The 13328-nt window shown below is 70.6% G+C and carries 11 protein-coding genes; 5 read left to right on the forward strand and 6 right to left on the reverse strand.

The window, feature by feature from the left end:
* The first annotated feature begins 76 nt into the window (after window positions 1-76).
* A complete protein-coding gene (locus B2P18_RS14905; RefSeq protein ID WP_286961421.1) occupies window positions 77-1051 on the forward strand; it encodes a PRC and DUF2382 domain-containing protein in 975 nt (324 codons plus the stop codon).
* Window positions 1052-1223: 172 nt separating this feature from the next.
* On the opposite strand, the gene B2P18_RS14910 is transcribed toward B2P18_RS14905, so the two are convergent.
* The 3 genes from B2P18_RS14910 to B2P18_RS14920 all read right to left on the reverse strand — a co-directional run bounded on the left by B2P18_RS14910 (window position 1224) and on the right by B2P18_RS14920 (window position 5554).
* Window positions 1224-2921 carry a substrate-binding domain-containing protein gene (locus B2P18_RS14910; protein ID WP_349677490.1) on the reverse strand — a complete coding sequence of 566 codons (1698 nt, stop codon included), beginning with the start codon at window positions 2919-2921 and terminating at the stop codon, window positions 1224-1226.
* A 280-nt stretch (window positions 2922-3201) separates the two neighbouring features.
* On the reverse strand, window positions 3202-3960 hold the full coding sequence (locus B2P18_RS14915) for a CPBP family intramembrane glutamic endopeptidase (RefSeq protein ID WP_286961423.1): 759 nt from the start codon (window positions 3958-3960) through the stop codon (window positions 3202-3204).
* A gap of 40 nt (window positions 3961-4000) precedes the next feature.
* Window positions 4001-5554: a peptide MFS transporter gene (locus tag B2P18_RS14920; protein ID WP_286961425.1), complete on the reverse strand. Its 1554-nt coding sequence runs from the start codon at window positions 5552-5554 to the stop codon at window positions 4001-4003.
* A 348-nt stretch (window positions 5555-5902) separates the two neighbouring features.
* Between B2P18_RS14920 and B2P18_RS14925 the strand changes: the two genes are divergently transcribed.
* From B2P18_RS14925 to B2P18_RS14940, 4 genes are all read left to right on the forward strand, one after another.
* Window positions 5903-7147 (forward strand): arginine deiminase, encoded by a 1245-nt coding sequence (locus B2P18_RS14925; protein WP_286961427.1) that lies wholly within the window; start codon window positions 5903-5905, stop codon window positions 7145-7147.
* A complete protein-coding gene (argF, locus tag B2P18_RS14930) occupies window positions 7147-8148 on the forward strand; it encodes an ornithine carbamoyltransferase (RefSeq protein ID WP_239265649.1) in 1002 nt (333 codons plus the stop codon). Before B2P18_RS14925 ends, argF begins: the two co-directional genes overlap by 1 nt.
* A 3-nt stretch (window positions 8149-8151) precedes the next feature.
* Entirely contained in the window at window positions 8152-9117 is a 966-nt protein-coding gene (locus tag B2P18_RS14935; RefSeq protein ID WP_286961429.1) for a carbamate kinase, read from the forward strand.
* 347 nt (window positions 9118-9464) lie between these two features.
* Window positions 9465-9995, forward strand: a complete 531-nt coding sequence (locus B2P18_RS14940) for a hypothetical protein (RefSeq protein ID WP_019287446.1) — start codon at window positions 9465-9467, stop codon at window positions 9993-9995.
* 21 nt (window positions 9996-10016) lie between these two features.
* Here the strand turns inward: B2P18_RS14940 and B2P18_RS14945 are convergent, their stop codons facing one another.
* The 3 genes from B2P18_RS14945 to fahA all read right to left on the reverse strand — a co-directional run bounded on the left by B2P18_RS14945 (window position 10017) and on the right by fahA (window position 13272).
* Window positions 10017-11501 (reverse strand): alanine/glycine:cation symporter family protein, encoded by a 1485-nt coding sequence (locus B2P18_RS14945; protein WP_029212443.1) that lies wholly within the window; start codon window positions 11499-11501, stop codon window positions 10017-10019.
* Window positions 11502-11726: 225 nt separating this feature from the next.
* Complete coding sequence (locus B2P18_RS14950) at window positions 11727-11972, reverse strand: hypothetical protein (protein WP_286959136.1); 246 nt, start codon at window positions 11970-11972, stop codon at window positions 11727-11729.
* Between the two features lie 85 nt (window positions 11973-12057).
* Window positions 12058-13272, reverse strand: coding sequence for a fumarylacetoacetase (gene fahA / locus B2P18_RS14955; RefSeq protein WP_286961430.1), 1215 nt, complete (start codon window positions 13270-13272; stop codon window positions 12058-12060).
* Between the last annotated feature and the right edge of the window lie 56 nt (window positions 13273-13328).

The following is a 13328-nucleotide window of genomic DNA, read 5'->3' on the forward strand; positions in this document are numbered from 1 at the left end:
CGAGCAGCGGGGCACCGTCGTCCACGGCGACGGCGTCATCCGGCACTTGGTAACCAACGAAAGGCGGAACCCCACCATGTTCTCCAACGAGCACATCGAGCAGGTCCTCAACGGCACCGTCGTCGACAACAACGGCGACAAGATCGGCAAGGTCGGCGACGTCTACAACGACGACCGCACCGGCAACCCGTCCTGGGTGACCGTCAACACCGGCCTGTTCGGCACGTCCAACACCTTCATCCCGCTCGACGACGCGCAGGTCGATGGCGACACCATCCGCGTCCCGTTCTCCAAGGACAAGGTCAAGGACGCCCCCCGCGTGGACGCCGACCGTCACCTGGACGCCGACGAGGAGCGCGAGCTCTACCGCTACTACGGCCACGACTACGACGAGGGCTACGCCGCTGCCGGCACCCGTGGCGGCGACCACGGCGCTGACGGCGACGCGGACGCCACTGCCGGCCGCAACGACCACGGCGCTGACGGCGACGCGGACGCCACTGCCGGCCGCAACGACCACGGCGCTGACGGCGACGCCGACGCGACCGCTGGTCGTCCCCTGGCCGACCGCGACCGCACCCAGGGCGACAACACGATGACCCGCTCCGAGGAGGAGCTGCGGGTCGGGACCCGCGAGCGCGAGGCCGGCCGCGTGCGCCTGCGCAAGCACGTCCGCACCGAGCGCGAGTCGGTCACGGTCCCGGTGACCCACGAGGAGGTCCGCGTCGAGCGCACCCCCATCCGTGACGGTGAGGGCGGCCGCATCGGTGGCGACGAGACCGCCGAGGTCCACCTCAAGGCCGACGAGGTCGTCGTCGACAAGGACGTCGTGGCCAAGGAGCAGGTCTCCCTGGGCAAGGAGACGGTGACCGAGCAGCAGCGCGTCACCGAGGACGTCCGCAAGGAGGAGATCGAGGTCGAGCGCGAGGGCGGCGTCCGCGAGGGTGGCCTGCGTGACGGGGTCGGCAACGACAACGACGGCAAGGTCGGCCTCGGCGACAAGATCAAGGACAAGCTGGACCGCGACAACGACGGCAAGGTCGGTCGCTGATCAGCCTGATCTGACCCGTCGAGCCCTGCTCGACGACAGGTAGCCACGACGAAGGCCCGGCTCCCCACGCGGGGGCCGGGCCTCCGTCATGCCCGACGCCGGGCCCCGCATCTGTGAGCTGGGGGCCAGGTTGTGCCGTCACCGTGACGGGTGCGGAGGCGCGCGGCGGGGGTCAGAGCGAGAAGAGCGCCAGGTTGACGGCCGCCTTCATCTCGGACGGGCTGTTGACCTGGGCCGCACGGCCACCGGTGGCGCTGGCGATGGCCTGCAACGCCCCCATGTCTGCCTCGGCGCCGTAGCCCAGGCAGATGATCCTGACGGGTCGCTGGGGGTCCTTGGCCTCGTTGAGGTAGGTGAGGAGCTGGCCGAGCGTGTCCGGGCTGGTGGTGTCGCGGTTTGCGCCGTCGGACAGGATCACGAGCTGGTTGACGTAGCCGGGGTCGTACTCGTCGAGGGTGTAGGCGTAGGCCTCGCGGACGGCCTGGTAGAGGGGCGTCCCACCCTTGATGGTGACGTTGCTCATGGCCTGCACCACGACGTCGATGTGCTGGCGGCCGGCGTCGGCGCTCTCGTTGACGGCGAGGTCGGTGGGGCGCTCGATCAGGGGTGTCCCGAGTTCGTTGCAGGTGTGAAAGAAGCACACGCCGGAGCGGGCCCGGGGCGACGCGGTCTGGTAGACGTTGCCCGCGAGGCCGCGGACCAGGTCGATGCGGCTCGTCGCCCCGCCGGCGAAGTGCTGGTTCATCGACCCCGAGGCGTCCACGAGCACCATCGAGGAGATGCGGGAGTGCATGCCCCGCCAGGCCTGCACGGTCTGCTGCAGCACGGGCAGCGGCACGGCGGCGGGACGCAGCGGCGCGGCATAGGCGACGCCGGCGGGGTGATCGGTGGGCGCGGCGCCGTCGGGCGCCCTCAGGCCGGCCGCGCGCAGGGCGGCCAGGCCGGACGCCGAGGTGAGGTAGGCCCGGAACCCCCGCGCCGAGGCAGCGCCCGGAGCGTCGTCGGCGGTCGCTCCCACCCCCAGCACCGACAGCGGCACGGAGGCGGCGCCGCCGGCGAGGGGGACGGCGGCCAGCGGCACCGTCGGGTCCACGGCGTTGTCCGCGGCGACGGCCCTCTCGGTGGTGACATAGGCCGAGGCGCGGGAGGTCACCTCGGAGAGGGTGTCGTCCTGGTCAGGGAGCACGTCCCCGTCGTTGCCGGCGAGCGAGGTGATGCGGTGCTCGACCTTGATGACGGCGAGGTCCTTGTCGCTCGGCTCCGCGTAGTCCGGCGCCTTGGCGAGCGGCCCGCCGTTGGCGAGGGTGATCATGGCTCCGAACCCGATGGCAGCGGTGGGACTGGTCGCCGGGTCCGCCATACGGATCGAGAAGGACGCCCACTCGGGGTGCCCGGTCTGGGCCCAGGTCGACCGCCCCAGCATCCACGAACGCCAGGCGTCGGGGGTGAGCGGCCGGGTGGCCAGCCCCAGGTGCCCGTGTCGGCCATGGCCGAGGGCATCGCGAGGACGACGGGGGTGCTGGCGACCAGCTGCGGGGCGGTGCGCCTCACGGAGCTGGGGAGGGCGGCGACGTCCCCCTCGGACCGGGCGAGCCACAGCGCGGCCCGGTCCGAGGAGAGCAGCCCGGGGAGTGCGGCGGGCCCCGCGGCCTGCTGCACCGCCACCCGGGCGCAGGCCGATCGCTGCGCGACGCGATAGTCGTCGGCGACCTGGGCGAGGGCGTCGGTCAGGGCGGGGGAGGCATAGATCGTGGTGGCGTCGTCGCACGTGCGGACCTCGGCCTGCCGCGAACCCGTCGGCCCCTGCACCCCCGGCCGTGGCTCCCCGACCGTCCCCGGTCCCCGAGCCGGCGCGCCCCTGCACGGCCACGACCCCCCACCCCGCCGAGGGCGGCGAGGGCGATGATGGCGGCGGCGACGTTGCCCACCCGGTCGCTGGAGCTGCCGCGGTGACGGCCGTAGGTCTGCGACACGGGACACCTCCCAGGACTGCGGGCGTCGGGCGTGCGACGGGTTCTGCACCCGACGCCGTCCGTGACGCACAGGTCGCGGTGCGCCGGAAGCGTAACTATTGGAGGGCATTCGGGTGATGTGACGTTAGTCCTGCATCGATTACCGGCGTGCGACGAGCCAGGAGCGTGCCGAGAGGGTCAGAGCCAGCCGAGACGGCCCTTGGCGAGCGTGTAGCCGACGAAGGCGACCACGTCGAGCAGCGTGTGCGCGACGACGAGCGGCATGACCCGGCCGCGCCGCTGGTAGTAGGCGCCCAGCACCAGGCCCATCACGGCGTTGCCGAGGAACGCCCCGAAGCCCTGGTAGAGGTGGTAGCTCCCGCGCAGGAGGGCGGACAGCACGAGCGCCAGGCGGTCCGGCATACCGGCCTGGCGCAGTCGCCCGAGGAGGTAGGCGACGACGACGACCTCCTCGAGCACGGAGTTCTGCAGGGCCGCCAGCACGAGGACCGGGATCGTCCACCAGGTCGAGGTGAGGTCGGCCGCGACCACCTCGGTGGTGATCCCGAGGTGGCGACCGAGGAGATACAGACCCAGACCTGGTATGCCGATCCCCGCCGCCAGGAGGGCGCCGTGCGCGGCGTCGCGGCCCGGCTCACGCCGGTCCCACCCGATGCGCGGGTCGGCGGGTGGGCGGCGGTGGCGCAGGAGGAAGACCGCCATCGCGGGGGCGACCACGCCGAGGGCGATCCCGGTCAGCTGGTAGGCGAGGTCGAGCCAGGGGCGGTCGGGTGTGACCGACTGGTTGAGGGTGGAGGTCTGCTGGTTGAGGGCGACCTCGCGGGTCGTCCGCTCGATGATCCGCAGGATCGAGTAGATCGCGGAGGAGCCCAGGGACAGACCGAGCAGCAGGAGCACCTCGACCAGGTGCTCCTGCCGCTCGGTCAGCCTGCGCATGGGCGGCACTCTAGCGAGCGCCGCTGCGGGTGGGGCGCCGTCAGTGCGCCCGGGCTGCGCGCGCCGCGTCGGAGGCCTCGCGCCGCATGTCCTCGACGTCCTTCATCTTGCGCTGCGTCCACGGCACGAGCGCGAACAGGATGACCGCGCAGGCCAGCGTCATGCCGCCGAGGGTGTAGTAGAAGGCCGCGTCGGACAGGCCGGCCATCCCCTTGATGAGCAGCGCGGCGATGCCCTGGCCGACGGCCGAGGTCAGCAGCCAGAGCGCCATGGCCTGGCTGGCGAAGGCCTTGGGGGCCAGCATCGTCGTGGCCGACAGACCGACCGGGGACAGGAACAGCTCGGCGACCGTCTGCATGACGAAGACGAGACCGAGGAAGTAGAACGGTGCCAGCGCGGAGCCGCCGGTCCAGGTGCCGAAGGCCCAGCCCATCACCATGGCGGACAGGCCGATGAGGGCGACCGACAGCGCGAACTTGGCCGGCGTCTGCGGGAAGCGGCCGGCGCGACGGGTGAAGAACCAGCCCACGATCGGGGCGAGGATGACGATCGCGAAGGGGTTGATCGACTGGTACCACGCCGGGTTGACGGTGAGGCCGCCGACCTCGAGCTGGGTGTTGTTCTTGGCGAAGCTCGCCATCTTGACGGCGGCCTGCTCGAAGATCATGAAGAACAGCGCCCCGCCGACCCACAGCGGGATGTAGGCCGCGAGGTGGCTGCGCTCGGTCGCGTCGACCTTGGGGCTGCGGAACATCATCACGAAGTAGGCGACGGCCGCGATGATCGACAGCGCCGCGACGGTGTCGACGATGGCCGCGGTGGTCGCGCCGCCCTCGAGGGCGTTGAACAGGAGGTACAGCACCGCGGTGCCCACCACCACGGCGACGGCGACGCCGCCGACGCGGGCGCCGTCCTTGCCAGTCAGGGGGTTGGGGACGGTGGAGCCGATGCCGTGCAGGGCCTTCTTGCCGGCGATGAAGGACAGGATCGCGAAGCCCATGCCGACGGCCGCGGCGGAGAAGCCGACGTGGTAGCCCCAGCGGCCCTGCAGGAAGCCGACGATGAGGGGGGACAGGAAGGCGCCGATGTTGATCGACATGTAGAAGATCTGGAAGCCGCCGTCGCGGCGGGGGTCGTCGCGGTCGTAGAGCTCACCGACCATGGTCGACAGGTTGGGCTTGATGAACCCGGTGCCGATGGCGACCAGGCAGATGCCGAGCCACGCGGTGGCGACGGTCGGCAGGGCCAGGCAGATGTGGCCGACCATGATGATGATGCCGCCGTAGAGCGTGGACCTCCAGGCGCCCAGCAGCCGGTCGGCGGCCAGACCGCCGGGGATGGCCAGGAGGTAGACCGCGGCGCCGTAGGTCGCGACGATGGCTTCACCGGTCGTCGGCTTGATCCCGAGACCGCCCTTGGCGACCGTGTCGACGATGAAGTACAAGAGGATGGCCTTCATCCCGTAGTACGAGAAGCGCTCCCAGAACTCGACCTGGAACAACCAGGCCAGGCCCTTCGGGTGCCCGACGAATCCTCGGTCGTCCCTCGACGAGGGTCTGCTCGGTGCTGGGGTGGTCTCGTCGATCGTGGCCATGATGCGTGGCCTTCCTCTCTGATGGGTCGTGCGGTGGCCCACGCCGTCGGGGGCCAGCGTGCCGATGGGTGAGGCACGGCATACACCGTATGCCTGCCTGGCGGTCGACTCACGTCCGGGTGCCCGTCATCTGGCGGGATTCGCTGCCGCGCATACCTATCTGCGGCATACCGTATGCCGCTCGACCCGGTGCAGCATGAACACTCACCACCCGCTCTGACCAGCGAGATCGGCACCCTCCCCGGTGTAGGCCCAGGGCCCGCTCTGCGCTTTGATAGGGGCGGACCACGGCGGGCAAGCCTTCGAGCCGGGGCGTCCCACCCAGAACCAGCGAGCGAGGGAACCCAGATGACGAGCGAGCGCAGAGCCTATGTCGGCTCCGAGGTCGGCCAGCTCCGCCGGGTGCTGCTGCACCGCCCGGACCGTGAGCTGGCGCGCCTCACGCCGAGCAACAAGGAGGCCCTGCTCTTCGACGACCTGCCGTGGTTCGAGGAGGCGCAGAAGGAGCACGACGAGTTCGCCCAGGCGCTGCGCGACCTCGATGTCGAGGTCCTCTACCTGCAGGACATCCTCACCGAGACGCTCGAGCACCCGGCCGCGCGCCAGTTCCTGTTCGACCACCTCCTCGACGACGAGGTCTTCGGGCCGCAGGCCATCGACCCGATGCTCGAGGTCCTGTCCGGCATGGGCTCCGGGGAGCTCGCCTCGGTGCTCATCGGCGGGATCACCAAGCAGGAGATGCTCGGCCGTATGCCGCACGAGCCCGCCTCGCTGGTCCTGCACTCGATGGGGCGCGACCAGTTCGTGCTGGCGCCGCTGCCCAACCACCTGTTCACGCGGGACACGACCTGCTGGGTCTACGGCGGGGTGTCGATCAACTCGATGCGCATGACGGCGCGGGTGCGCGAGTCCCTGCACTACGAGGCGATCTATCACTGGCACCCGGAGCTGTCCGGCGGCGACCACTCCCTCACCCGCTGGTCGGACGGCCTCGGCACCGGGCTCGCCTCGATGGAGGGCGGCGACGTGCACGTGCTGGGGCGAGGCGGGGTCCTCGTCGGTATGTCGGAGCGCACGACCCCGCAGGCGGTGGAGCGCCTGGCGCAGCAGCTGTTCAACGCGCACGCCGCCACCAGCGTCGTCGCGATCGCCATGCCGCAGGGCCGGGCGATGATGCACCTCGACACCGTCATGTCGATGGTCGACGAGGAGACGTTCACCAAGTACGCCGGGCTGGGGATGCTCCCGGCCTACACGCTCACCCCCGGGGACGAGCCGGGCCGGCTGCAGGTCCGGTCGCACGCGCCCGAGGACATGCACAAGGCGATCGCGGGAGCGATCGGCCTCGACGACATCCGCACCCTGACGGCTGACCAGGACCTGGCGGCCGCGGAGCGCGAGCAGTGGGACGACGGGTGCAACGTGCTCACCGTCCGTCCCGGCGTGGTCATCGCCTACGAGCGAAATGTCACGAGCAACAACCACCTTCGCGACAACGGTGTCGAGGTGGTCACCATCAAGGGGAGCGAGCTCGGCCGGGGCCGTGGAGGCCCGCGCTGCATGAGCTGCCCGATCGAGCGAGAGGACATCTGATGTCGTTCACCCTGCGCCACCGCAACTTCCTGAAGGAGGTCGACTTCACGCCCGCCGAGTGGCGGCACCTGCTGAAGCTGTCGGCGGACCTCAAGGCGGCCAAGTACGCCGGCACCGAGCAGCCGCGCCTGCGGGGCAAGAACATCGCCCTGATCTTCGAGAAGACCTCGACGCGCACCCGCTGCGCGTTCGAGGTGGCGGCCCACGACCAGGGTGCGGGCGTCACCTACCTCGAGCCGAGCGGCTCGCAGATCGGGCACAAGGAGTCGATGAAGGACACCGCCCGCGTCCTCGGCCGGATGTACGACGGGATCGAGTACCGCGGCTCCGCGCAGGCCCTCGTCGAGACCCTCGGCGAGTTCGCGGGCGTCCCGGTGTGGAACGGCCTGACCGACGAGTGGCACCCCACCCAGATGCTCGCCGACCAGCTGACGATGACGGAGCACTCGGACAAGCCGCTGTCGCAGATCGCGTTCGCCTATCTCGGCGACGCGCGCAACAACGTGGGCAACTCGCTGCTGGTGTCGGGCGCGCTGGCCGGGATGGACGTGCGCATGGTGGCGCCCACGACGCTGCAGAACTCCTCCGACGTCGTGGCCATGGCGCGCGGGATCGCGGACAAGACGGGCGCCCGCATCACCATCACCGACGACGTCGAGGCGGGCGTGGCGGGCGCGGACTTCCTCTACACCGACGTGTGGGTGTCGATGGGCGAGCCCAAGGAGGTCTGGGACGAGCGGATCGCGCTGCTCAAGGACTACCAGGTCAACCAGGCCACGATGGAGGCGGCCGGCAACCCGCAGGTCAAGTTCATGCACTGCCTGCCGGCCTTCCACGACCGCGCGACCAAGGTCGGCGAGGACATCTTCCAGGCCACCGGCATGGAGGCCCTCGAGGTCACCGACGAGGTCTTCGAGTCCGACGCGTCGATCGTCTTCGACCAGGCCGAGAACCGCATGCACACGATCAAGGCGATCCTCGTCGCCACCCTGGGGGACTGACCCGTGCGCATCGTCGTCGCCCTCGGCGGCAATGCCCTGCTCGAGCGGGGCGAGAAGCCCGACGCGTCCACGCAGCTCGAGCGCGCCAAGGCCGCGGCCCGGGCCCTCGCGCCGCTCGCGGAGGAGCACGAGCTGGTGATCACCCACGGCAACGGCCCGCAGGTCGGGGTGCTGGCGCTGGAGTCCGCCAACGACCCCAACCTGTCCGAGCCCTTCCCCTTCGACGCCCTGGGGGCGCAGACGCAGGGGATGATCGGCTACTGGCTGCTGCAGTCCCTGCAGAACGCCCTGCCCGGCCGCCAGGTCGCCGCGATGGTCAACCAGACCCTGGTCATGGCGCACGACCCGGCGTTCAAGGACCCCACCAAGTTCGTCGGCGAGACCTACACCGAGGCCGAGGCGCGCGCCAAGGCCGAGGAGCGCGGCTGGGAGGTCAAGCAGGACACCAAGGGCTGGCGCCGCGTGGTCGCCTCGCCGACGCCGCAGCGCATCGTCGAGACCCGCATCATCCGGCTGCTGCTGTCGTCGGGTGCGGTGGTGGTCTGTGCGGGCGGTGGCGGCATACCCGTCATCCGTGACGACAAGGGCAAGCTCAAGGGCGTCGAGGCGGTCGTCGACAAGGACCTCACCGCCGGGCGGCTCGCCGAGGCGCTCGAGGCGGACGCGCTGTTCATCCTCACCGACGTGGCGCACGTGGTCGAGGGCTTCGGCACGGACGACGAGCGGCCGATCACGCGCGCGACGCCGGGGATGCTGCGGGCGATGGACCTGCCCGCGGGGTCGATGGGCCCCAAGGTCGAGGCTGTGTGCCGGTTCGTGGAGCTCACCGGTGATCTCGCGGGCATCGGCCGGCTGCAGGACGTGGCCGCCATGATCGAGGGCGAGGCGGGCACGATCGTCACGCCCGGAGGCGACTACGGCGGCCCCGACGACCTCAACCCCCGCCACGAGCTCACCGTCGACATCTAGACCTACCTCAGGTAGTCACATCGACCCGCCTTAGTCCCCCAGGCTGATGTTCCCAAGGCCGGTCGATGTGTCGAAGCCGGGTCGATCTGCCGGACCCGGGCTGGTGTGACTACCTCAGGTCGTCACATCGGCCTGGCGTGCCAACCCGGGCGGATGTGCCTACCTGAGGGAGGTCCTGGAGCCGGGAAGTGGTCGTATGGCGACGCACAGCGACTGGAGTGGTGCAGGCAGGTGGCGTAGTTACTCACGGGTAGTGGGACGGCGGGCGGGCCGATAGCGTCACGACGCACCGTGCCCGTGGGCGCTGCAGGCCAGCGCTCCGCCCTCCACCCCGGGAGATCGCAGCCATGACGCACCGCCTCAGCCGCCCTCGCGCCGACGTCGTCGTCGGGGTCCTCGCCGCCGTCGCCCTCGGGGCCGCCGGGTGCAGCACCGAGAAGGCCGCCGCCGGTGGCTCGGAGGAGGCCCTGCAGAACGCCTTCACCGCCTCCGAGGCCGCGCTGCGCAAGCTCGAGAAGCTCCCTGTCGACGGGCCGGTGGCCTCGGCGGACTTCCTCACCCCGGAGTATCTCGAGCAGCACAACGCCATGAGCCGCAGCATCGAGGCCGGCGGCAACCGGATGGTCGGCCAGCGCAGGTTCGAGTCGATAAAGCGCGTGCAGTACTCCATCTGGCCCCGGCCGGTGACCTCCATGCGCGTGTGCAGCGTCGGTGACGTCCGCATGCTCGACGAGAAGGGCAAGGACGTCACCGTGGGGCTCGACCGCAAGCCGAAGCCCAGGGGGCAGAGCCGCGAGGCGATCGTCTACGACCTGGAGTCGCGCGACGAGGGCAAGACCTTCCTCGTCAAGGGGGCGCTCCCGGACGGGACGTGCTGACGACCGCCTCGGGCCCTGCCGTCAGACGTCGGCGTCCTCGTGGACGTCGTTGGGCGCGAACCACTGGCCGGGCGCGTGACCCGGGCGAAGGCGCCACACCTCGCCGGGGACGTCGTCCGGCATGTAGGGGTTGTCGTCGAGGTCGAAGCCCGCGTTGACCGGGTCCGGGTTGGACTCGAGGTCGCGCAGCGCGGCGATCGCGTGCTTGCCGAGCGCCATGAGGGCGACCAGGTTGAGCACCGCCATGAAGGTCATGGCCAGGTCCGCCAGGTCCCACACGAAGGCCAGGCTCTGCAGCGCGCCCCAGGCCACGGCACCGATGGTGAGCAGTCGGATCGCGAACGCGCCGACCTTGCCGCCACGCATGAAGTCCATGTTGACCTCGGCGTAGGTCTCGTTGCCGATGACCGAGCTGAACGCGAAGACGAAGATCAGGAAGGCCATGACAGGGGCGACCCACGAGCCGAGCTCGCTGGCCAGGGCGGTCTGCGTGAGCGTCGCCGCCTGGTCGCGCGTGGTGACCCCGGGCGTGTAGACCTCGGGGCCGGCCAGCAGGATCATCACGGCGGTCGAGGTGCAGACGATGATCGTGTCGATGAAGACACCGAGCGCCTGGACCATGCCCTGGTGGGCGGGGTGCGAGGTGGTGGCGGCGGCCGCGGCGTTCGGGGCCGAGCCCATGCCCGCCTCGTTGGAGAACATCCCGCGCTTCACGCCGTTGAGCATCGCCGCGACGATGCCGCCGGCGGTGCCGGCCAGCGCCTGGTCGAGGCCGAAGGCGCCCTTGAAGATGTCGCCGATGGCGTCGGGGACCTCGCCGATGCGGAGCACCAGCACGGTGAGGGCGAGCAGGAAGTAGGCGAGCGCCATCAGCGGCGCCATGTACTCCGTCACGCGGGCGACGGACTTGAGCCCGCCGAGGACGATGGCCGCGGTGATGACGACCAGGACGATCGCGGTGATCCAGGTGGGGATGCCCCACGTGCCCTCGACGACGCCGGCGATCGTGTTGGCCTGCACCATGTTGAACGCCAGGCCGAAGGTGAAGATCAGGCAGATGGCGAAGGCGATGCCCATCGGGCGGGACTTCAGCCCGCGCTGCATGTAGTAGGCCGGGCCGCCGCGGAAGGTGCCGTCGGTGTGGGGCACCTTGTAGAGCTGGGCGAGCGTCGCCTCGACGAACGCGGTGGCCATGCCAAGGAAGGCCATGACCCACATCCAGAAGATCGCGCCCGGACCACCCAGCGCGAGGGCGATGGCCACGCCGACGATGTTGCCGGTGCCGACGCGGGACGCCAGCGAGATGCAGAAGGCCTGAAAGCTGGAGATGCCCTCCCCGCCGCCGCTGCGCGAGCCGATGGCCACCTTGACCATCGTCCCGAAGCGGCGGAACTGGGCGCCCTTGCTCCACAGGGTGAAGAGGATGCCGGCGGCCGCCAGCAGGACGATCAGCAGCCAGGTCAGCTTGTCGTTGGCGACGAGGATGCCGTCGTGGATCGCGTTCATGGGGGTCCGTTCGTGCGAGATCGGGGCCGCCGTGGTGATGACGGGCGGTCGCGGGCGCGACGTCGGCACACACTATGCAACGACGCGCATATGGTCTCGTCCGGAGTGGGACCTGAGGCTGAGCGTGTCCTGACCGTGACCTGACGCCAAGCGGCCGGTATGCCGGAGCGCCCGCAGCCTGGGCCGGTGCGGGTAAGGCGGCGGGCAGCGGGCGCAGGGCGGCGTTCAGCTGCGCAGCGGGGTGGGGGTGGAGTCGTCCCGACCCTCGGTGGGCGCGTCGGTGGGCTGGTCCTTGCGGCGCCCGACGAGGGGCAGCCCGGCAAAGACGCAGCCGACGGCCACGGCGATGGCCAGCAGGCTCCAGTTGTCCGTGGTCATCGCCAGGACGACACCGATGGCCGTTGCGAGGGCGATCGTCATGGCGTTCTGCTTGGTGGTCTTGCTGGTGGTCTTGGTCGGCGTGTTGTCCATGACTCGAACCTAGGGCCCCACCCTGGGCGGGGGATCCGTCTCGCGGACGAGATCCGTGGGACGGCTCCCCCGCAGGGTGGAGAGGTCAGCGGGCAGGGGTGATGCGGCCGCGGCACTCGCCGAGGCCGATGCGGCGGCCGTCGCGCCCGCGTGCGGTGGCCGTCAGCACGATCTCGTCGCCGTCCTCGAGGAACGTCCTCGTGGAGCCGTCGGACAAGGTGATCGGGTCGCGCCCGCCCCAGGTCATCTCGATGAGGGCGCCGCGCTGGTCGACCTCCTTGCCCGAGATGGTGCCGGAGGCGTAGAAGTCCCCGGTGCGCACGGAGGCGCCGTTGATGGTGGTGTGGGCGAGCATCTGCGCACCGGTCCAGTACATCTGGGCGTACGGCGGGCGGGAGACGACCTCGCCGTTGAGCTGCACCTCGATGTCGATGTCGAGGCCCCAGGGCTGGTCGGGGACGTCCTTGAGGTAGTCCTGCAGCGGCACGTCGCGCGCTGGCGGCTCGATGCGAGCGTCCTTCAGGGCCGCGAGCGGCAGCACCCAGCCGCTGATCGACGTGGCGAAGGACTTGCCGAGGAAGGGACCGAGGGGGACGTACTCCCACGCCTGGATGTCGCGGGCGGACCAGTCGTTGGTAAGGGTCACGCCGAAGACGTGCTGGTCGAACTCGCTCACGGCGACGGAGGATCCGCGCTCTGACCCCACGCCGACGACGAAGCCCAGCTCGGCCTCGATGTCGAGGCGGATCGACGGGCCGAAGACGACGTCGCCGTCGGGCGTCCGCCGCTGGCCCTGCGGCCGTGGTATGTCCGAGCCCGACACGATCACGGTCTGCGAGCGGCCGTGGTAGCCGATCGGCAGGTGCTTCCAGTTGGGCGTGAGGGGCTCGGAGTCGGGGCGAAAGATCCGGCCGATGTTGGACGCGTGGTTCTCGGAGGCATAGAAGTCGACGTAGTCGCCGACGGTGAACGGCATCAGCATCGTGACGCCCTCCAGGTCGACGAGGTACTTCTCGACGACGGGTCGGTGGGCCTCGTCGGACAGCCACGTCTGGATGTCGGCGCGCAGCCGCTCCCACGCCTCCGGTCCCGCTGCGAGCAGGACGTCGAGGTTGCCCTCCTCGACGACGTCGGACCACTCGCCGGGCAGCTCGGTCACGGCCTCCGTGAGGTCGAGGGCCTGGTCACCGATGCGCACCCCGAGGTGCGCGAAGTCGTCGCCGGTGTCCATCGAGCCGTAGGGGAGGGCGTCGAGGCCGAACGGGCTGTCCTGCGGGATGTCGACCCAGGTGGTCGTCACGGGTGCTCCTTGTCGTGATGAGGTGATGAGTTGGCGCGGCGGTGCGGCGGTGCGGC

The sequence above is a fragment of the Arsenicicoccus sp. UBA2120 genome (assembly GCF_002330965.1).
In the GTDB taxonomy this organism is placed as follows: Bacteria; Actinomycetota; Actinomycetes; order Actinomycetales; family Dermatophilaceae; genus Arsenicicoccus; species Arsenicicoccus bolidensis.